Annotated in this window: 13 protein-coding genes; 3 read left to right on the top strand and 10 right to left on the bottom strand. The window is 64.2% G+C overall.

All coding sequences use genetic code 11. The annotated features are described in order from the left end of the window. Positions 1 to 5 precede the first annotated feature (5 nt). Complete coding sequence (locus tag ONG87_RS14755) at positions 6 to 5,333, bottom strand: DUF6543 domain-containing protein (protein WP_264381536.1); 5,328 nt, start codon at positions 5,331 to 5,333, stop codon at positions 6 to 8. A 157-nt stretch (positions 5,334 to 5,490) separates the two neighbouring features. Then, positions 5,491 to 6,408: a transcriptional regulator MetR gene (metR, locus tag ONG87_RS14750; protein WP_043193202.1), complete on the bottom strand. Its 918-nt coding sequence runs from the start codon at positions 6,406 to 6,408 to the stop codon at positions 5,491 to 5,493. 106 nt (positions 6,409 to 6,514) lie between these two features. Between metR and metE the strand changes: the two genes are divergently transcribed. Both metE and ONG87_RS14740 read left to right on the top strand, forming a co-directional pair. Further along, complete coding sequence (metE, locus tag ONG87_RS14745) at positions 6,515 to 8,824, top strand: 5-methyltetrahydropteroyltriglutamate--homocysteine S-methyltransferase (protein WP_264381535.1); 2,310 nt, start codon at positions 6,515 to 6,517, stop codon at positions 8,822 to 8,824. 118 nt (positions 8,825 to 8,942) lie between these two features. Then, entirely contained in the window at positions 8,943 to 9,935 is a 993-nt protein-coding gene (locus ONG87_RS14740) for an alpha/beta fold hydrolase (protein WP_264381534.1), read from the top strand. Between the two features lie 124 nt (positions 9,936 to 10,059). Here the strand turns inward: ONG87_RS14740 and ONG87_RS14735 are convergent, their stop codons facing one another. The 8 genes from ONG87_RS14735 to ONG87_RS14700 all read right to left on the bottom strand — a co-directional run bounded on the left by ONG87_RS14735 (position 10,060) and on the right by ONG87_RS14700 (position 19,474). Then, complete coding sequence (locus tag ONG87_RS14735) at positions 10,060 to 11,334, bottom strand: sigma-54 dependent transcriptional regulator (RefSeq protein ID WP_240998698.1); 1,275 nt, start codon at positions 11,332 to 11,334, stop codon at positions 10,060 to 10,062. A 41-nt stretch (positions 11,335 to 11,375) separates the two neighbouring features. After that, a complete protein-coding gene (locus ONG87_RS14730; protein WP_264381533.1) occupies positions 11,376 to 13,265 on the bottom strand; it encodes an ATP-binding protein in 1,890 nt (629 codons plus the stop codon). Positions 13,266 to 13,328: 63 nt separating this feature from the next. Further along, positions 13,329 to 14,063 (bottom strand): amino acid ABC transporter ATP-binding protein, encoded by a 735-nt coding sequence (locus tag ONG87_RS14725; RefSeq protein WP_122476344.1) that lies wholly within the window; start codon positions 14,061 to 14,063, stop codon positions 13,329 to 13,331. A gap of 4 nt (positions 14,064 to 14,067) precedes the next feature. Further along, the gene (locus ONG87_RS14720) at positions 14,068 to 14,727 is read right to left on the bottom strand and encodes an ABC transporter permease subunit (protein ID WP_264381532.1); all 660 of its coding nucleotides are present in this window, start codon (positions 14,725 to 14,727) and stop codon (positions 14,068 to 14,070) included. Next, positions 14,724 to 15,470, bottom strand: a complete 747-nt coding sequence (locus ONG87_RS14715; protein ID WP_122476340.1) for an amino acid ABC transporter permease — start codon at positions 15,468 to 15,470, stop codon at positions 14,724 to 14,726. The genes ONG87_RS14720 and ONG87_RS14715 overlap by 4 nt, the downstream gene beginning before the upstream one ends. Before the next feature lie 84 nt (positions 15,471 to 15,554). Next, entirely contained in the window at positions 15,555 to 16,469 is a 915-nt protein-coding gene (locus tag ONG87_RS14710) for a glutamate/aspartate ABC transporter substrate-binding protein (RefSeq protein ID WP_122476338.1), read from the bottom strand. 378 nt (positions 16,470 to 16,847) lie between these two features. Further along, the gene (locus tag ONG87_RS14705) at positions 16,848 to 18,122 is read right to left on the bottom strand and encodes a glucarate dehydratase family protein (RefSeq protein ID WP_192052951.1); all 1,275 of its coding nucleotides are present in this window, start codon (positions 18,120 to 18,122) and stop codon (positions 16,848 to 16,850) included. A gap of 47 nt (positions 18,123 to 18,169) precedes the next feature. Beyond that, a complete protein-coding gene (locus ONG87_RS14700; protein ID WP_122476774.1) occupies positions 18,170 to 19,474 on the bottom strand; it encodes an MFS transporter in 1,305 nt (434 codons plus the stop codon). A 137-nt stretch (positions 19,475 to 19,611) separates the two neighbouring features. On the opposite strand from ONG87_RS14700, the gene ONG87_RS14695 reads away from it, so the two are divergent. Beyond that, positions 19,612 to 20,523 carry a LysR substrate-binding domain-containing protein gene (locus ONG87_RS14695; RefSeq protein ID WP_264381531.1) on the top strand — a complete coding sequence of 304 codons (912 nt, stop codon included), beginning with the start codon at positions 19,612 to 19,614 and terminating at the stop codon, positions 20,521 to 20,523. The last annotated feature ends 257 nt before the right edge of the window (positions 20,524 to 20,780 follow it).

Here is a 20,780-nt window from a genome sequence, read left to right as displayed (position 1 = left end):
GCGGTTCATGGCAGGCGGTTCACGCCTGCAATCCCCCGAAGAGTTTCACCGCCAGCGGCTTGCCGATGGGCCCGCGCCAGATGCGCTGTGCATCGCTGCCGTGGGCCTCTTGCCAGCGCAAGCCGAGCGTGCGTTGCTCGGCGCGCTTGATGTGCGCCTTGTCGAACTGCTCGAAGGCAGCCCGCTCCCGACGATAGTGAAAGTGCGCGTACCACAGGGGGCACGGGCGGCTGGACGCCGATGTCGCGGATGACGTACTCCTGCAGGAAATCAGCCTCATCCCTCGCGCTCGCGATGTCGCGGCGCGTCCCCACCTGCACGATATCGACCTGGCGCTGTTCGACCAGATAGTCCAGATAACCCTCGGTCGGCGTTTGGCTGTTCATGGCCTGACGAATCCGCAATGCCCGGCCCTTGGCTCGGAGCTCTCTGGCGCGGGCGCGCAGGCGTTGAGCAAGTTCGTGCGCCGGCGCCTGCTGTTCGATCGCGTGGGCACGCAGTTCCAGCTGCCGGCCCTGATTGACCATGAGGTCTTCCAGATTCGCGGGCGCTTCCCCAGGCAGCGCATAACGCTGCACCCGCCGTTCATGGGCGGGGGTGGCGTCGAGCCAGGTCTGGCCCTCGGCGATCAGCGCGGGCAGGGGGCGCGATGGAGTATGCGCCGGACCGTCTGACGGGGCATCTTGCAGGCGCCACTGGCCCGCCACGCGCCGATAGGTTTCGAGCCTGCCGCCCGCACCGGTCAGGGTGAAAATCTGCTCGCCGTCTGCCGCCTGGCCAGCGTCACCGATGAAGAAATCATGCTCGTGGGTTTCGAACACTCGTCGCGTGGCGCGACTTGCGGGTTTCGCCCGCTGCGCCCCGTTGCTCAGTTGCGGCATCGTCCGGTCGGCATGTTCGATCAAGCGATTCAGGGACTGGATCATGCCTTCGAACGGAGCAAGCTCGAAGCGATCCGGACGGTTGCGTACCCACGTGTTCATCTGGTTGCGGTACTCCACGTAGATCTGCCGTGAACTGCGCAGCACATTCTGCCTTTCGCGCAGCCCGGCGGCGGTTTCCAGCAACTGGAAATGGCTTTCCAGGCCATGGTGGAAGCGGTTTCTCATGGCCTGGGTGTCGAGCAGGTGGAACATCTGCGCAATATCGCTGGCGTTGGCGGTCTTGTGCGCCAGTTGGGTCAGGTTGGAGGCCCGGGCAATCTCCAGGTCGACCTCGGCCGTGCCCTCGAGCACCTCACGCAGGGGCGCGCGTTGGCTGCGCTGGGTCACGCGTTCGGCCCAGCTGCGCGCCTGCTGCAGGCGCTGTTCCATGAGGCCGAATTGCTCGTCCAGGGCCAGGCGGCTGCGGCGCTGTTCGAGCATCTGCCGTTGTGGCAGATCGAACAGTTCGCCAGCAGGACGGGTTTGATTGAGGGTGTCGGTCAGTTCGGTGATCCAGCGCCTGGCCAGGTTCGCATGGTTGATCCTGCGCCCGGCAACGATATAGGCCACCTCGCTCTGGAACTGCCGGTTGCGCTTGAGAAAGTCGCGCGACACATAGCCCTCATGCTCCTGCAGCAGTCGGTACAGCGCCTCGCCCCGGGCGATGTCACTGGCGCAGGCGGCTTCGGCACTGGCCCGTTGGCGCGGGTCGGCGGCGTGTTCCATGATCAGCGCTTCATTGCGGTTCAGCTGCTCGCGCAGCAGCTTGTTGTGGTGGTCGATGCTGCTGGACAGTTCGAAGTGGCGACGGTACTGGCGATCCACCAGCCAGCGTGGCAGGCGTTCGCGGATGGCGACGGGCCAGAGCGGTTGCAGGCCATCCGCCGCGCGGTGGCCCAGGTAGCCGAGCACGCCACCGCCGCCGGCCAGACCGTTCTCCACCAGTGTGCCGTACAGCGCTCCGTGGGTTTGCCAGCGCCCGGTCGGGTCCAGTGCGATGGGCTGTCGGTAGGTCTTGCCCGTGGTGCCGTGCAGCCGCCAGGTCTGGGGGCTGACGTGCAGCGTGACCTGGTAGGGCAGGCCGTCGCGCAGGATGAAATCGCCTTTGGCGTGGCGATAGATGCCCCGGTAGAGGCCATGGCTGGCGGGCTGCAAGCCACTGAGGTCCAGCGGGAGGGTGTACTGATAGCCGGCGAATGGATTGGGCAGGCCGGTCGGGGCGTGCTGGGTCGGGGCGGGTGCGCCTGCACGCCGCGCCAACATCGACCATTGGCGATTGCGCGCGAGCATGCGGCCGCCACCAGGTACCGAAACGGCGCCCGGCAGGACGTCCATGGCCGCGTCGATCAGGGCGCAGAGCAAGGCCTCCAGCTGGTTGAGTGCTTCGCCGAACTCGCCGCCACGCAGCGCACCGACCGCTGCATTGGCGGCCGTCCAGGCGTCGAACAAGGCCACGGCAGTGCCTACGAACGGCAGCACGCCGATGGCCATTTTCAGGTAGTTGAAGACATTGCCATCGGCCAGCGCCGCTTGCTGCAAATACAAGGCGTCGTTGCTGCGCCCACGTCGGCGCTGGGCTTCGACCAGCCGGCCCATGTGCGCGTCGAGCAGATGGCTGGCGAGCGAAGTCGTTGCCGGCCAGGGGCGACCGATGCCGATCAAGCGGTCGAAGCCGCGCAGGCCTGCCTGTTCGATCCGCGCCTTGTGGCTGGCGGCGTTGCCGACGATGGCCCGATCGGCCAGATAGTCGGCCATCTTGCCGTCGAACGTCAGGGCGAACAGGCGCAGACGCGCTTCTTCCAGGCTTGCGAACTCGCGCAGGCAGCGCTGGTCGGGGGCGTCGGGCAAGTACAGCAGGGTTTGGCCACCCTTGCGATCATGAATGAAAATGACCCCGGACAACGTGGTGGGGGAATCGTCGGTATCGCTGCCGCCGGCCATCAGCCGAGCCGGCAGCAGTTGCACGTCACGGCCACCTGCCTGATAGGCCAGGGCGCTGCCGGCGTCGGTGGCAAGCAATGCCAGGGCACTGCCGCTGCGGCTGATACTGCCTTGATGGCGCGCGTACTCGCTTTGCATGTGCAGCATCAGCCGCACCGGTTCGAGCAGGCACTCACGTTGATGGGCCAAGGCGTACGGGGCCTGGTCCGTGCGGCCGAGAAACGCTTGGCGGATCTTGTCTTCGCACGCTTGCGCCACATTCAGGTTGGTGATCGTTCGTCGCAGGTAGTTCAGGTCGATACCTGCCGCCACTCGCACGCATTGTTCGTTATCGGCACCGGTCACCTGCACGCGCATGAAGCCCAGGCGCTGCAACATGTCGGCATCGATATTGTGCTGCGCCAGACGGCCGAGCGGCCACGGCGTGCGCTTGGCATCGGGTGTGGGCACGCTGTGCTGGGGTGTGCCGGGCGCCCCGGAGCCGGCCACCGGGTGCCTGCGATGGACTACCCGGTCAGGGATATCGATCACCACCGCGACGTCCTCGGTCAGGTTGAAATCGCTGCGCAGTCGCTGCTGCAGCAATGCGTCGGCGTACTGGTCCAGGTCCGGCAGATCACGTTCCAATTGACGATTCGACGCGCGTGCGGCGCCGATGTAATCGCTGATCAGCGACTTGAGGCGCAGGCGATCATCGGCCTCCAGGGTTTTCAGCCAAGTGGGCAGGCCGCTTTCCAGGCGGTCACTGAAACCCTCCTGGGTCAGTTGAACATAGGCCCGGTCCCGCGCGGCGTGAGTGGGTACCAGCAGTTGCTCGCAGGTGTGTGTGGTGAGTCGTTGCAAGGCTTCCAGGCGCTGCGCCGAGTGAGTCGCGGCGGGCAGCTTTTCGATGAGCTCGCTGGCCTGCGCCTCGCAGGCGTGCAATTGACCTTGCAGGCCGTAGTCGAAGATATCGCCTGCGACCGGGGACAGCTTCAAGGTGATGGCGTCTGCGCTGCTGTCCAGGCGCAACAACGAACGCTTGAGCTGGGCCAGCGATTGGAAGGCCTGCAGCCCGCCGCCCAGCCCCGGCCAGTACAGCATTACAAAGCCTGTGCCTTCCAGGGCCTGCGGGTGCATGAATGCCGCCACGCCGTGCAGTTCATGGACATGGGTGGTGGTGCCGCTGCCCGTCACGTTCGACATGGACAGGGTCAGGGCGCAGGCAATACCGGCCTCGGCACCGCGTTTGCTGGCTTGCGGATGCGACACCACGGCGCGCATCAGTTGTACCTGAGCCGTGGTCAACAGGCCCAGCGCCTGTTGCACGGCCACTTCGGCGCGCAGACCGTCCAGACGGGCCTGGTAAAGCGCCGAATAGTGCACGTTGGGCAAGTAGCGCAGACGATAGAGGTCCTCCAGCCTTGCAGACTCGAGCAACCCTGCCGCGGCCTGGGCTGCGCGCTGCTGGGTGCCGGTCAGGGTCGTCAGCAATGCTTTCAAGCGCACCCACCCGGGACTGTCTGCGCCCGCGCGAAGCTCATCGCCGAGCAGGTCCAGCATTGCCTGGTGCTGGCGCTTGACCTCGGCCCATCGCTGGCTCTGGGGAATGTCCGGACTCAGACTGCCGAAGGCTGCAAAATCATCGCTCGGCTGCGCCGGTTCGGGTGCGTCGAACGAGGCCAGGCGGGCGAATGGCGGTTCGCTGGCCGACAGCATCGCGGCTTCGCCGGGGCTTGCGCTCGAGTTCCGTTCACGGGCGGCGAGGAAGGTGCGCGCTTCTTCTACATAGCGCCTGCCGCAGTCGTCCAGCCATTGCTCGCAGGCGCTGGCCAATTGTGCTGGCGGATAGCTCAGCTCGATCGCGGCATCGGTCTGCTCCGTTGCCCGAGTCCATATCTGCGAGCGGTGTTTCAGCAGATAGGTGTGCAACGCGGGCCGATCAGCGAATGCGACCAGCGCCGGATCGCCGCAGGGCAGATAGAGCAGCTGCGCCGCAGGCCCGTCGCCGACCTGGGTCAGCAGCAGTGCGCCAGGCGCTTGCAGTCTCGCGTCCTCGGCCCTGTGCAGAGCAAGGGTGTGCACATGGATCGACGCTGTTGCGGCGGTGTTGGCGCCTTCCAGCAAGGTCAGCAGTGGCAGCAGTTGCGCGTGGCTCAACTGTCCGTGGTAGTAGGCCAGGCGTGCGGCTGCCTGCAGATGGTCGAGGAAGGCCTGCTCGGCTGCAGCGCGGCGCGAGATGGCAGTATGCGCAGCGCGGCCGTTCCAGTAGTCGCGCCAGCGCTGCTGCAGTGCCTGCTCCCGCGCAGGCGCCGCGTTGGGCGTCGAGCGGGCATCGCGGGCGCGCGGGGCGCTGCGCAAGAGTGCTTGCAAGCGTGCGCGCGCGCGTTCCCAAAGCAGGGAGCCTTCCTGCAACAGGTGGTCGTGGCGCATCGGATAGATGCGGTATGCGAGCGGGCGAGTAGTGAAGGTGTGATTGGCATCGCGCATGTAACCCGGTTCCTGAGGTCGAGGTGATGACCGGTGCGGTCATCGCGCTCGACATTACGAACCTTGCGCGCCAGGCCAGGGCGCTACTTAGATAGTCCATTGAGGGGATAGTCCACTGAGGGGATGGCCCGCTGAGGGCGTGTCCAGCAGCAGGCGATCAACGTACCGCGCTGACGCCGTCCAGGGTCGAGAACGAGGTGTCCTTGGCCGTGAGGAGAAAGTCGCGCATGTACGGAGCGTCGAGCATATCGGTACGCACGGCCGCGTACAGCGTGGCGAACAGGCCTTTGTCGCCCAGGCGCTTGGCCTTCACATAGCCCCGTGAACTGTACTCGTGCAACGCCCAGTGCGGCATGCCACACACGCCTCGGCCGCTGGCCACCAACTGCATCATCATCACCGTCAGTTCCGAGGTGCGCACTTGCGCCGGCTCGATATCGGCCGGCTCCAGGAAGCGGGTGAAGATGTCCAGTCGATCGCGCTCCACCGGGTAGGTGATGAGTGTTTCACTGGCCAGGTCTTCCGGCACGATGAAGGGCTTGCCCGCCAGCGCGTGCTGGTTGGCCACCGCCAGCATGGCTTCGTAGGTGAACAGCGGCACATAGGTAATGCCGGGCAGTTCCAGCGGGTCCGAGGTGACCACCAGGTCGAGGTCGCCGCGGGCCAGGGCTGGCAGTGGCGCGAAGGCGAAGCCGGAGGCCAGGTCCAGTTCCACTTCCGGCCAGGCATCGCGGAACTGGTCGATGGTCGGCATCAGCCATTGGAAGCAGCTGTGGCATTCGATGGCCATGTGCAGCCGACCCGCCGTGCCACCGGCCAGCCGGGCGATGTCGCGCTCGGCACCCCGTAGCAGTGGCAGCGTGGCATCGGCCAATTGCAGAAGGCGCAGCCCGGCGCTGGTGAAGCGGATCGGCTTGGTCTTGCGCACGAACAGCTGCAGGCCCAGGCGCTCTTCCAGTTCCTTGAATTGATGGGAGAGTGCCGATTGGGTCAGGTGCAGACGCTCGGCGGCTTCCACCAGGCTATCGGCCTCGCGCAGGGCGTGCAGGGTTTTCAGGTGACGGATTTCGAGCACCGGGGTCTCCATGAGCAGAACTTGTGATCAACACGAAAAGATTGAGTTTGTCTCATGTTGCCCGGGTTGTCGACAATGGCGCCATCATTTCCAAGGAGCTGCACCCATGGCACTGGCCCACACCCTCGGCTTTCCTCGCATCGGCGCCGACCGCGAACTGAAGAAAGCGCTCGAAGCGTATTGGAAAGGCGACATCGACCAGGCCGGGCTGCGCCTTGCAGGTCGCAAGCTGCGTGCCCGTCACTGGCAGCTGCAGGCGCAGGCCGGTGTCGAGTTGCTGCCGGTGGGCGACTTTGCCTGGTATGACCAGATGCTCGCCCATTCGCTGGCCTTCGGCGCGGTGCCCAGTCGATTCGCCAAGGCCCTGGGCAGCGACGGCCGGCCCACGCTCGATACCCTGTTCGCCATGGCCCGCGGTGCCAACACCTGCTGCAACGGCGAAGCAGGCCAGGCGCAGCACGCACTGGAGCTGACCAAGTGGTTCGATACCAATTATCACTACCTGGTGCCCGAGTTCAGCGCCGACCAGCGCTTCCTGCTTAGCTGGGAGCAATTGTTCGAGGAAGTCGACGAGGCCATCGCCCTGGGGCACAAGGTCAAGCCGGTGCTGATCGGGCCGCTCACCTACCTGTGGCTGGGCAAGACCAAGGGCCAGCCCTTCGACAAGCTCGATCTGCTCGAACGACTGCTGCCGGTGTACGGTGAAATCCTCTCGCGCCTGGCCAGGCAGGGCGTCGAGTGGGTGCAGATCGACGAACCGATCTTGTGTCTGGATCTGCCCCAGGAATGGAAGAACGCGTTCGAGCGCGCTTATCACATCCTTCAGTATTCGCCGCTCAAGAAGCTGCTGGCGACCTACTTTGGCGGCCTCGACGATAACCTTGGCCTGGCGGTGGGCCTGCCGGTGGACGGCCTGCACGTCGACCTGGTGCGTGCACCCGAACAGCTGCCTGCCGTGCTCGACCGTCTGCCGACCTACAAGGTGCTGTCGCTCGGAGTGGTCAACGGTCGCAACGTCTGGCGCTGCGATCTGGCGCAGGCACTGGTGTCGCTGCACCAGGCCCGCGAGCGCTTTGGTGCCAACCTGTGGGTCGCAAGCTCGTGCTCGCTGCTGCACAGCCCGGTCGATGTGCGCCGCGAGGACCGGCTCGATGCCGAACTCAAGGGCTGGCTGGCCTTCGCCGTGCAGAAGTGCGAGGAGATCGCCGTACTTGGCCAGGCGCTGAACACGCCCGATGCTGCGCAGGTACGCCAGGCCCTGGCACAGAGCCAGGCGGTTCAGGCCAGCCGGCTGCAGTCGCCGCGCATTCACAAGCCTGCCGTGCAAGCGCGTCTGGCTGCGGTCACGGCCGCCGACTGTCGGCGGCCGTCGGCCTTCGCCGCGCGCATCGAAGTCCAGCGCGCGCAATTGCGCCTGCCGGCGTTTCCCACCACCACCATCGGTTCCTTCCCGCAAACCGCGTCGATTCGTCTGGCCCGCCAGGCCTACAAGGCCGGCAAGCTCTCGGCCAACGACTACACCGATGCCATGCATTGCGAGATTCGTCATGCGATCCAGGTCCAGGAGCGCCTGGGCCTGGATGTGCTGGTGCACGGCGAGGCCGAGCGCAACGACATGGTGGAATACTTCGCCGAGCAACTGGACGGCTATCTGCTGACGCGGTTCGGCTGGGTGCAAAGCTATGGCTCGCGCTGCGTCAAGCCTGCGGTCATCTACGGCGACATCAGCCGCGACCACGCCATGACCGTGGACTGGATCACTTACGCCCAGCGGCAGACGGCCAAGTGGGTCAAAGGCATGCTGACCGGCCCGGTGACCTTGCTGGCATGGTCGTTCGCCCGCGAAGACCTGCCCCGGGAAGTCCAGGCGCGGCAGTTGGCCCTGGCGGTTCGCGACGAAGTGCAGGACCTGGAGCGCGCGGGGGTACGCATCATCCAGATCGACGAAGCGGCATTTCGCGAGGGCCTGCCTCTGCGCCGAGCGCAGTGGCCAGCCTATCTGGAGTGGGCCGTGCAGGCGTTCCGCCTGTGCTCCAGTGGCGTGGCCGATGCCACGCAGATTCATACGCACATGTGCTACAGCGAGTTCAACGACGTGATCCAGGCCATCGCAGCCATGGATGCCGATGTGATTACCATCGAGACGTCGCGCTCGGACATGGAGCTGCTGGAGGCGTTCGAGGCCTTCGACTACCCCAACGACATGGGTCCGGGGGTATACGACATCCATTCACCGCACGTGCCTGACACCGAGCAGATGCTGCGCCTGTTGACCTTGGCCGCGGCGCGGATCCCGGCCGAACGGCTGTGGGTCAACCCTGATTGCGGGTTGAAGACCCGTGCCTGGCCCGAAACCGAAGCGGCGCTGATCAACATGGTGGCGGCGGCGCGCCAGGCCCGTCAGCGGCTGGCCTGAGATCGGACGGAAGACCGTATGGCGGAGTTCATCAAACGGTCACAGAACTGTGGCAGCGCGCTGCATGAAAAGTCATCAGACTTGCGCCTCAATGGGGTTCTGCGTTCTGGTGTAAGTCATGCGTCTATTGGTGTTCCTGGCCGCGCTGCTGTGCGGGCAGTGGGTTTTTGCAGCTGCGCGCTGCGATGTCGATGTTCCGCTTCAACACGCTCCGCTGGCTCAGGTCAGCCTGGCCTATCAAAGTATCGGACGTGCGCAGGACCCTGCGCTGTTGCTGGTGATGGGGCTGGGTGGACAGTTGATCGATTGGCCCGACGAGGTGGTCAGCGCCCTCTGTGAGCAGGGCTTTCGAGTGATTCGCTTCGATAATCGCGATGTCGGCCTGTCCACCTGGTCACAGGCGCCGCCGTCGGCCAACCTCACATTCGAGGTGCTGCGCTACAAGCTGGGCTTGGCGGTGTCGGCCCCGTACAGCCTGACCGACATGGCCGACGACGCACTGGGGCTGATGGACGCCCTGCAGGTGCAGCGTTTCCACGTGCTGGGCGCCAGCATGGGTGGAATGATCGCTCAGCGCCTGGCCGATCGTGCGCCGCAGCGGGTGCAGAGCCTGACCTTGATCATGTCCAGCTCGGGTGCGCCGGGCCTGCCCGAGCCGCGCCCGGCGTTGCTGCAACTGCTGGCCAAGCGCAGCGCGCCGAACCGTGAACTGGCACTGGAGCAGCAGGCCGATTTGCTGGCGGCGCTGGGCAGCCCGCAGGTCGCCGACGACCGCGCCGAACTGATGCATCAGGCACAGCTGTCATACGATCGGGCGTTCAATCCGCAAGGGGTGCAGCGGCAGATCCTGGCGATTCTTGCCGAGCCCAGCCGCGTGGCGCTGCTCAATCGCCTGCGGGTGCCGACACTGGTGGTGCACGGCACGGCCGATCCGTTGCTGCCGGTGATGCACGGGGTGCATCTGGCGGCGCATATCCAAGGCAGTCAGTTACGGCTCATACCGGGGTTGGCGCATCGTTTCCAGGAAGCCTTCAAGGCGCCGCTGCTGGGTGCGGTGCTGCCTTACCTGGCGCAGCAGCGCCAGCGCGAGGGGGTGTTGGCGGGGTTGTAGCTGACTGGGTGTCGGGGAGGGCCTCTTCGCGGGCAGAGCCCGCTCCCACAGGGGCTCCGTTTAGCCCAAACCCTTGTGGGAGAGTGCAGCGCCCGCGAAGAGGCCCGCAAGCCAATCACCTATCTCAGTTCAGCCCGTATTTCTTGACCTTGTCGAACAGAGTGGTCTTGGCCATGCCCAGCTCGAGGCTGGCCTGGCTGAGATTGCCCGCCGTACGCTGCAGGGCCTCGGTCAGCAGGTTGCGCTCGAACGCTTCCACCGCTTCGGAAAAGCCCAGGCTGACCACGGTGGCTGCACCGTTCTTCTTGAAGGCCGGCAAACCCAGTGCGTAGCGCTCGGCCACGTTGCGTAGCTCGCGGACGTTGCCGGGCCAGTCATGGCTCATCAGGCGCGACAAGGTTGGTGCATCGAGCTCGGGCGGCTCGCGGTCGAAGCGCAGGGCGGCCATCTGCAGGAAATGCTCGAACAGCTCGAGAATGTCTTCACGGCGCTCGCGCAGCGGCGGCAGTTCCAGGGTCACCACGTTGAGGCGGTAATACAGGTCGCTGCGGAACTGGTTCTGTCGGCTCAACGCGTCCAGGTCGGCCTTGGTGGCGGCGATCAGGCGACAGTCGACGGCAATGCTCTGATTCGACCCCAGGCGTTCCAGTGTGCGCTCCTGCAGTACCCGCAGCAGCTTGATCTGCAGCGGTATCGGCATGCTTTCCACTTCGTCGAGAAACAGCGTGCCCTGGTCGGCATGCTCGATCTTGCCGATGCGGCGCTTGCCGGCGCCGGTGAAGGCATTGGCCTCATGGCCGAAGATCTCGCTTTCGAACAGCTGTTCCGGCAGGCCGCCGCAATTGAGCGCCACGAATGGCTGCGGCTGGCGCCGGCTGAAATCGTGCAGGCAGCGGGCGACCAGTTCCTTGCCGGTCCCGGTTTCACCCTCGATCAACACGTTGGCCGAGGTGTCGGCGACGTTGGCGATCAGCTCGCGCAGATTGTGCATGGCGGGTGAGCGGCCAATGATGCGGCCTTCCAGCGAACTGCGTTCGGCCAATTGCCGGCGCAGCGAACTGACCTCGCGCGCCAGCCCGCGTCGCTCCAGCGCGCGGCGCACCACGTCCACCAGGCGCTCGGGCGAGAAGGGCTTCTCCATGAAGTCATAGGCGCCGCTGCGCATGGCTCCCACGGCCATGGAAATGTCGCCGTGGCCGGTGATCAGCACCACGGGCAGGCTGGGGTCACGCGCCTTCAGCTGGCTCAGCAGTTCCAGGCCGTCCATGCCGGGCAGGCGGATATCGCTGACCACGATGCCGGCAAAGTCGTCGCCGATGCAGGCCAGCGCGGCCTCGGCGCTGGCCACGCCCTGGCTGGGAATGTCTTCCAGCGCCAGGGCCTGCTGGCAGCCGAGCAGTACGTGGGGGTCGTCTTCGACGATCAGGACGGTCAAGGCGTTCATGGCGACTCGCTGGGCGACGCTGCCGCAAGCGGCAGGCTGAGAATGAAAGTGGTGCCACCGTCGGCGGGGTGCTCGACGGCCAGGTTGCCACCGGCGGCCGCCGCCAGGCTAGCCGACAGGGTCAGCCCCAGCCCCAGCCCGTGCTCGCCGGGCTTGGTGGTGAAAAAGGGCTCGAACAGATGCTTGCGTGTCTCGACGTCGATGCCGTGGCCGTTGTCGCGCACCTGCACGGCGTAGCGCTCACCCTCCATGCTGCCGTCCAGCCAGAGCGTGGGCTGCGGCTGGCCGGCAGTGGCATCCAGGGCGTTGCCGATCAGGTTGACCAGAATCTGTTCCAGGCGGGTCTGGTCGATCGCCAGCTGCATTTCGCTGCAGTTGCGCTGCACGTTCAGGCCACTGGCCTCGATGCGACTGGCGAGCACCTGGAGCGCACCGTCCAGCGCCTTGCCCAGGCTGGCCTGGCCCTTGTCGTCGCCGCGGCGGGCGAAGGAGCGCAGGCTGGCGGTGATGCGCCCCATGCGGTCGATCAGTTCATTCATGGTGCTCAGGTTGGTGCTGGCCGTGTCCAGCGCACCGCGTTCCAGAAAGCGCACGGTATTGCCCGACAGGGTGCGCAAGGCTGCCAGCGGTTGATTGAGTTCGTGGGCGATACTGGTGGACATCTGGCCGATGGCGGCCAGCTTGCCTGCCTGCACCAGCTCGTCCTGGGCCTTGCGCAGGGTTTCCTCGGCCTGGCGGCGTTCGCGAATCTGGCCCTTGAGGCGTTCGTTGCTGGCGCGCAGGTCCTGGGTACGTTCGGCGATGCGCCGCTCCAGATGGCTGTTGGCCTGTTCCAGCGCTTCACGGGCGGCAAGGCGGGTGGCCAGCACCTTGCGTCGCTCGTTCCAGGCAATCAGCAGGAAGGCCAGCAAGGCGAAGGCCACGGCCACCAGCACGCCCTGCACGATGGCTTCGTGCCGCAGATCCTGCATGGAGGTCAGCAGCGTGAACCGCCAGGGCGTGTCGGCCAGGCGCCGCGACTGCGACAGGTAGGTGACGTCGATGTCCTTGCCTGGCTTGTCGGTGTGGGTGGTGAAGGTGAGCAACTCCACCCCATCGGCCAGACGCTGGCGAGCGAGCGGTTCGAGCTCGTTGAGCGGCCACCAGTAGTACTGCAGGCTGCGCGCCAGGCGTTCCTTGATTTCCGGGGTCAACGGACGCACCGACTTCAGGCGCCGCGCCGGATCGCTGGAAAGAATGATGATGCCGTTCTCGTCGCTGACGAAGGCCTCCAGGCGAGCCTTCTGCCAGCGCTCTTCCAGTGCTTCCAGGCGCACCTTGATCACGGCCACGCCGATCAGCTTGCCGTGCTCCTCCAGGCCGTGGGCGAGGAAATAGCCGGGCTCGCCGGTGGTGCTGCCGATGCCGTAGAAACGCCCGGGCTGGCCGCGAATGGCGGCCTGGAAATAACCGCGGAATGACAGGTCCTCACCGAGAAAACTGTCGGCATCGCGCCAGTTGCTGGTGGCCTGTACACGGCCGGTGGTGTCGAGCACGTAGATGGCGCGGCTGCGGCTGCGGCGATTGAGGCCTTCCAGGTAATCGTTGACCGCCTGGCGGTGCTCGCCGTCGGGCTCGTTGAGCAGGGTCGAGACACTGTCCTCGAGTTCCAGCAGGCTGGGCAGGTAGGTGTACTTGGTGATTTCGCTTTCGACGGCGCGCGCGTGCAGTTCAAGCTGCCGTTCGCCGTTTTCGCTCAGGGCGCGAATGCTGTTGTGCTCGCTGACCAGAAAACCGACGTAGCCCAGGCCCAGCGTCAACAGCAGGATCAGCGGCGGCAGGAACAATTGGCGAATCAGGCGGGGCTTCACGATCAGGTCAGGCTTTGTGGCGGGCAGGCATTTCATCACAGTCGCCTTCATGCAGCCAGCGTCCTGCGCCCGGCAGTGCGGGCGCAGGACGGCCGGTCATCAGTGCTGCAAGATCTTGGCGAGGAACTGCTGGGCGCGATCGGACCGCGCGCTGACATCGCCGAAGAATTCTTCCTTGGGGCAGTCTTCGACGATCTGTCCCTGGTCCATGAAGATCACCCGGTTGGCCACCTTGCGGGCAAAACCCATTTCGTGGGTCACGCACATCATGGTCATGCCTTCGTGGGCCAGCTGCACCATCACGTCGAGCACTTCGTTGACCATTTCCGGGTCGAGCGCCGAAGTCGGTTCGTCGAACAGCATGACTACCGGATCCATGGCCAGGGCGCGGGCAATCGCCACGCGCTGCTGCTGGCCGCCGGACAGCTGGCCGGGGTGCTTGTGGGCGTGGGCGGAGAGGCCGACGCGTTCGAGCAGCTGCAGGCCCTTTTTGGTGGCTTCTTCCTTGCTGCGGCCCAGCACCTTGATCTGCGCGATGGTCAGGTTTTCGGTGATGGTCAGGTGCGGAAACAGCTCGAAGTGCTGGAACACCATGCCCACGCGCGAACGCAGCTTGGGCAGGTTGGTCTTGGGATCGGCGATGGACGTGCCGTCGACCACGATGTCGCCTTTCTGGAAAGGCTCCAGCGCATTCACGCACTTGATCAGGGTCGACTTGCCCGAACCCGAAGGCCCGCACACCACGACCACTTCACCTTTCTTGACGTCGGTGCTGCAATCGGTGAGCACCTGGAAGTCGCCATACCACTTGTTGATATTCTTGATGGAGATCATACGGCTAACCTTTTTGCAGACGCTTGACCAGAAGGGAGGCGCTGAAGCTGATGAGGAAATACACCACGCCGGCGAAGATCAGGAATTCGTTGGCCCGGCCAATGATGTCGCCGCTGGCGCGCGCCGAGTTGAGAAAGTCCACCAGGCCCACGGTGTAGACCAGCGAAGTGTCCTGGAACAGGATGATGCTCTGCTGCAGCAGCAGCGGGGTCATCTTGCGGAACGCCTGGGGCAGGATGATCAGGCGCATGGTCTGACCGTAGTTCATGCCCAGCGCTTGCGCGGCACCCATCTGGCCCTTGGAGATGGACTGCACGCCGGCCCGCACGATTTCACAGAAGTACGCGGCCTCGAACATCATGAACGCCACGAGGCACGAGGTGAAGGCACCGACCGGGGTGTCTTCGCCGGTGATCCAGCGCAGCACGAAAGGCACCGCCAGGTAGAACCAGGTGATGACCAGCAGCAACGGAATGGAGCGGAAGTAGTTGACGTAGGCACCGGCGAAGCGCGACAGCAGCTTGTTCGATGACAGGCGCATCAAGGCCAGTATCGTGCCCAGGGCAATGCCGCCGATGACGCCCAGCACCATCAGCTGCAAGGTCATGACCATGCCGTTCCACATGCCCGGCAGCGCCGGAATGATTCCACTGAAGTCCATCATTTACCTCCCAGGGAAATCAACCCAGGCACGGCGAGTCTGCGCTCGAACACGCGCATCAACAGCATCAGGCTCATGTTCAGGGTGAAGTAGATCAGCGTGGCCAGGGTGAAGGCCTCGAACAGGTTGGCCGAGAACTCCGCGGTCTGCTTGGTTTGCGCCAGCAATTCCATCAGGCCGATCAACGATGCCACCGACGAGTTCTTGAACACGTTGAGGAATTCGGAGGTAAGCGGTGGAATGATGATGCGGTAGGCCTGTGGCAGCAGCACGTTCCAGTAGATCTGCGGCAGGCGGAAGCCCATTGCCCTGGCGGCCGATTCCTGACCGTGGGGCAGCGCCTGAATACCGGTACGCACCTGCTCGCAGACACGCGCCGCGGTGAACAGGCCCAGGCACACCACTACACTGAGGAATGCCGAGGTGGTCGGGTTGAGGTCCTGCTTGTACCACTCCTGCATGCCTTCGGGCAGCAGGTCGGGGACCAGGAAATACCAGATGAACAGCTGCACCAGCAACGGCACGTTGCGGAACAGTTCGACGTAGCAGGTCGCGATGCCCGAAACCCAGCGGCTCGGTACGGTGCGCATGACACCCAGCACGGAGCCCAGCAGCAGGGCGATGATCCAGGCGACCACGGCAATGGCGATGGTCCAGCCCAGGCCGGAGATGTACCAATCCAGGTAGATCTCGCTGCCGACGCCAGTGGACTTGAAGAAGACGCTCCAGTCCCAGTTGTAATTCATGGGGAATACCCCTCGGAAATTGATTCACGGGCACAGGCTTTCACTCGAACGCCGGGCGGCGCTCGAGTGAAGGCAGGGTGGTGCTTACGACTTCTTGTCGGGAGCCGGCTTGTCGTTGGGGTTGGCGATCAGCGCCTTGAGCTCGTCGCTCATGGGGAAGCCCAGGTTCAGGCCCTTTGGCGGGATCGGCTGGCTGAACCACTTGTCGTAGATGCCGTTGATGTCGCCGGAAGCGAAGGTAGCCTTGATCGCGTCGTCGACCGCTTTCTTGAACGGCTCGTCACCCTTGCGCACCATGCAGCCGTAGATTTCATAGGACTGCGGCGTGCCGGTGACTTCCCAGTCGGTGGGCTTCTTGGCCTTGGCCATTTCGCCGGCGAGCAGGGCGTCGTCCATCATGAAGGCGACGGCGCGGCCCGATTCGAGCATCTGGAAGGACTCGCCATGGTCTTTTGCCGAGACGATGTTCATGCCCATCTGCTTGTCGGCGTTCATGGACTTGAGGATGCGCTCGGAGGTGGTGCCGGCGGTGGTGACGACGTTCTTGCCTTTCAGATCGTCGAAATCCTTGTAGGAGGAATCTTTCTTGCTCAGCAGACGGGTGCCGATCTCGAAAATGCCCACGGAGAAATCGACCTGCTGGGCGCGTTCGGCGTTGTTGGTGGTGGAACCGCATTCCAGGTCGATGGTGCCGTTCTGGACCAGTGGAATACGGGTCTGCGACGTCACCAGGTTGTACTTGACCTTCAGGTCGGGCATGTCGAGGTCCTTTTTCAGGGCCTCGACTACCTTGAGCTGGATGTCGTGCGAGTAGCCGACCGGCTTGCCGGACGCATCGGCGATGTACGAGAAGGGGATGGATGCGTCGCGGTGACCGAGGGTGATGGTGCCCGAATCCTTGATTTTCTTCAGAGTGCCGGTGAGTTCGGCAGCCAATGCTGGAGTACTGATCAGCGCGGCGGCAATGGCGGCGCTCAGGAGTTTTGGAACGATACGCATCAATGAATCCTCGACTTTGTTTTTTTTATCGAGCCCGCAGGCCCTCGGGGTACGGCGAAATCCGGCGGCTGGGTAGTTACCGGCTTCGTTGAAGAGTGTAGAGCATGAGTCGTGCCAAAGGCGGGGATGTGGCTCGCAGCCAAGCCGGCTGGGGAGATTGGGCATGTAGCAGGGGGTGAGGAGCGAAAGCTTCGTTCGGAAATCCGAATATCGGCAGGTGCAAAAGACGGGTTTCCGAGTGGCTGAAACATTCGCGGGCAGTGGGCTCGCCGCTTGTCTCGTTCCCACAAGGACAGCGGGCGCCGCTGTCCCTGTGGGAGCGGGGCGGGCGGCGAGCCATCTACCCGCGAAGAGGCCTTCGGATCACTCCCCCAAAACTCAGAACCGTGGCTTTACAGCTTTCCAGTCCGGCTTGTACCTGGCCATCTGCCGCACGTCGTCGCGAGAACGAATCCCGCAGCGCAGAAACTGCTCATGCAGCATGCCCAGCTGGTCGCGATCCAGTTCCAGCCCCAGCCCTGGCGTCTTGTTGATCTTCACGCACCCGTCGACGATGGGCAGCTTGCCGCCCTTGATCACTTCTTCATCCGGCTCCTGCCACGGATAGTGCGTGTCACAGGCGTAATCCAGGTTCGGCACCGACGCCGCCACATGGGCCATGGCCATCAAGCTGATGCCCAGGTGAGAGTTCGAGTGCATGGACACGCCCAGGCCCCAGGTGTGACACATGCTCGCCAACACTTGGGTATCGCGCAAGCCACCCCAGTAGTGATGGTCGGCAAGCACGATCTGCACACTGTTGCGCTCGACGCTGCGGCGGAACTCGGCGAAGTCGGTCACCACCATGTTGGTCGCCAGGGGCAGCCCGGTACGCTTGTGCAACTCGGCCATGTCGTCCAGCCCGGGGCAGGGGTCCTCATAGTATTGCAGGCTGTCGCCAAGCAGCTCGGCCATGCGGATCGAGGTCTCCAGTGACCAGTTGCCGTTGGGGTCGATGCGCAGCGGGTGGTCGGGGAAGGCTTTCTTCAGGGCCAGAATGCACGCCACTTCGCGCTCGGGTTCAAGGGTGCCGGCCTTGAGCTTAATGCTCTTGAAACCATACTGCTCGATCATGCGCCTGGCCTGGGCGACGATCTGCTCCTCGTTCAAGGCCTCGCCCCAATTGTCCGCAGGGTAGGGCGAGTCGACGTGCTCGGCGTACTTGAAAAACAGGTAGGCACTGAATGGCACTTCGTCACGCACCGCGCCACCGAGCAGATCCACCAGCGGGCGGTTCAGCGAACGCGCCTGCAGGTCGAGCAACGCCACCTCGAATGCCGAATAGGCGTTGGTCACCGCCTTGCTGGCATGGGAGCCCGGTGCCAACTCGGCGCCGCTCACGCTGGCCGGCTTGTGCCGGGCCACCGTGCTCGCGACGATCTGGCGCAGACCGTTGAGATTGAACGGGTCCAGGCCCGGCAGTTGATCCTTGATGGCCATCTGAATGGCCAGCGCCGGTGCGTCGCCGTAGCTTTCGCCCAGCCCCACATAGCCGTTGTCGCTCTCCACCTCGATGATCGAGCGCAAGGCATAGGGTTCGTGGATGCCGCTGGCGTTGAGCAGTGGCGGGTCGCGGAAAGCGATCGGGGTAACGGTTACGCGTTTGATTTTCACAGGCATTCTCCTCGGGATGCAGGCCCCGCCTGGCGGGGCGTTCCTTGTCAGTGCGCAGCGGCAGGTTGCAGTGGCTTGTCATCGGGCTTTTGCCCGCGGGGTCGGGTGCGGGCGAAAAACACCACGATCGCGGCCAGCACGGAGGTGGCGGCCAGGCCATACAGGCCGCCCTGGATCGACCCGGTCTTCTCTTCCAGAAAACCGAACACGGTCGGGGCGACGAAGCCGCCCAGGTTGCCCACCGAGTTGATCAGGGCCAGCACGGCGGCAGCGATGCGTGCGTCCAGATAGGCTTGCGGGATCGGCCAGAACAACGCCGAGGCGGCCTTGAAACCTACCGCTGCAAAACAGATGGCAACGAAGGCGAACACCGGGCCGCCGTAGGTCGACATGAACATGCCTGCGGCCGCGATCAGCAAGGTCGTTGCCACCCACGCCTGCTGATGCTTGAAGCGCGCAGCCAGGGCCGCGAAGCCGTACATGGCGGCAATCGAAATGATCCAGGGAATGGAGTTGAACAGGCCCACTTCGAAGTCGGACACGTTGCCCATCTTCTTGATCATGCTGGGCAGCCAGAACGTGGCGCCGTAGATGGTCAGGGCCACCGAAAAGAAGATGAAGCAGAACACCAGGATCTGGGTGTCGGCGAGCAACTTGAAGATCGACGGCTTGACCACGTGCTCGGCTTCACGGGCACGTTGCTCGTCGGCGATGACGCGGCTCAGGGTCGTCTGCTCGGTAGCGGTGAGCCACTTGGCTTCGTGGATGTGCGACTGCAACCAGTAGTAGACGAACCCGCACAGCGCCACCGAAGCGCCGCCCTCGATCAGAAACATCCACTGCCAGCCATGCAGGCCCAGCCCGGTCACGCTCAACAGGGCGCCGGTGATGGGTCCGGAGATGATCGAAGCGATGGCCGAACCACTGAGGAAGATCGCCATGGCCTTGCCGCGCTCGCTGGCCGGCAGCCATTGAGTGAAGTAGTAGAGCACGCCGGGATAGAAGCCCGCTTCGGTGACGCCGAGCAAAAAGCGCATGACGTAGAAGCTGGTTTCGCCCTGGACGAAGGCCATGCCCATGGCCACCAGGCCCCAGGTGAACATGATCCGCGTAAGCCAGGCGCGGGCACCGAAGCGTTGCAGGAGCATGTTGGAGGGCACTTCGAACAGTGCGTAGCCAACGAAGAACAGACCTGCACCCAGGCCATAGGCGGCGGCACCGATACCCAGATCGGTTTCCATGTGAGTGCGGACGAAACCGATGTTCACCCGGTCAATGTAATTGACGATGAACATTACGACGAACAGTGGCAGCACATGCCGCTTGACCTTGGCCACCGCGCTGGCGAGCACGCTGGGGTCGATGGCACCGGATTGAACGTTCAAGGGCGACTCCGATGGTTATTTTTTTTGGAGGGCTCGATCATGAACTTGGGGTATTGTTTCAGTCCAATTCAAGTTGGCACTTGATTGATACCGAGGTTGAATCAATGTTCGAACTCAGCCAGCTCCGTTGCTTCACCACCGTGGCCACGGAACTCAATTTCCGCCGCGCCGCCGAACGCCTCAACATGACCCAGCCGCCCTTGAGTCGGCAGATCCAACTGCTGGAGCATCACCTGGGCGTGGAACTGTTTACCCGCAGCACGCGCAGCGTGGCACTCACCGCGGCCGGCCGGGCTTTTTTCGTCGAGGCGCAAAACCTGCTGGAGCGAGCGCAGCAAGCGGCGGTGTCGGCCAGGCGTTTTGCCGAGGGCGATATCGGCTCGGTGAATATCGCCTTCGTCGGCAGCGCAGTGTACGAATTCCTGCCCAAGGTCATCGCCGAGGCGCGGCTCAAGCAGCCGCAAGTGAAGATCGACCTGTCGGAAATGAACACCTACCAGCAACACGAAGCCTTGCGTGCCCGGCGTATCGATCTGGGCATCGCGCGCGCACCGTTGCTCGACAGCGGCTACCTGACCGAATGCCTGGTGCGTGAGCCGTTCGTCCTGGCAACCCCGGCCGGGCATCCGCTGGCCGACGCCGGCGTGGTGCGCGTGCAGGATCTGGATGGCCAGTCGTTCCTGATGTACTCGCACTCGGCCTATCCGCCGTTCAACGAGCTGCTCACCGGAATGCTGCGTTCGGCTCAGGTGACCCCGCAATACGTGCAGTGGCTGGGTTCATCGCTGACCATTCTGGCGCTGGTCAATGCCGGCATGGGCGTTGCGCTGGTGCCGCGTTGCGCCACCAGCGTGGTGTTCAAGAACGTGGTGTTTCGCGATATCGATCTGGGCGAGGGCGTGCAGAGCGAGCTGCACCTGATCTGGCGCGAGAACAACGACAATCCGGCGTTCGCCATGCTGCTCGAGGCCATCAGGAGTGCGGCGCGTAATGGGTGGGGCGGCGATATTCACTGATCATAAATTGATCAAGGCCGGCAAAGCCTTGCGGTACGTGGCCTGCGGCCTGTTCTCCCAAGCTTATCCACAGGCAGGTGCACGACGAATGTGCATAAACTCTTGAAACAGCTCGTTTTTTGAGCAAGCCGTGAAGACGCTTGCGGGCCGTGGCCTGCAGGGCATTGCACCCAGGTTATGCACAGGCTCATGCATGTTTTCAGGGGATAAGCTTCGGCCTGCCGACAGAGCGTCCCAAGTGCCGGCGCACTCGGGAC

It is taken from the genome of Pseudomonas sp. MM227 (assembly GCF_947090715.1).
In the GTDB taxonomy this organism is placed as follows: Bacteria; Pseudomonadota; Gammaproteobacteria; order Pseudomonadales; family Pseudomonadaceae; genus Aquipseudomonas; species Aquipseudomonas baltica.
Note: the sequence above shows the minus strand (reverse complement) of the source record. Positions and strands in the feature narration are given on the sequence as shown.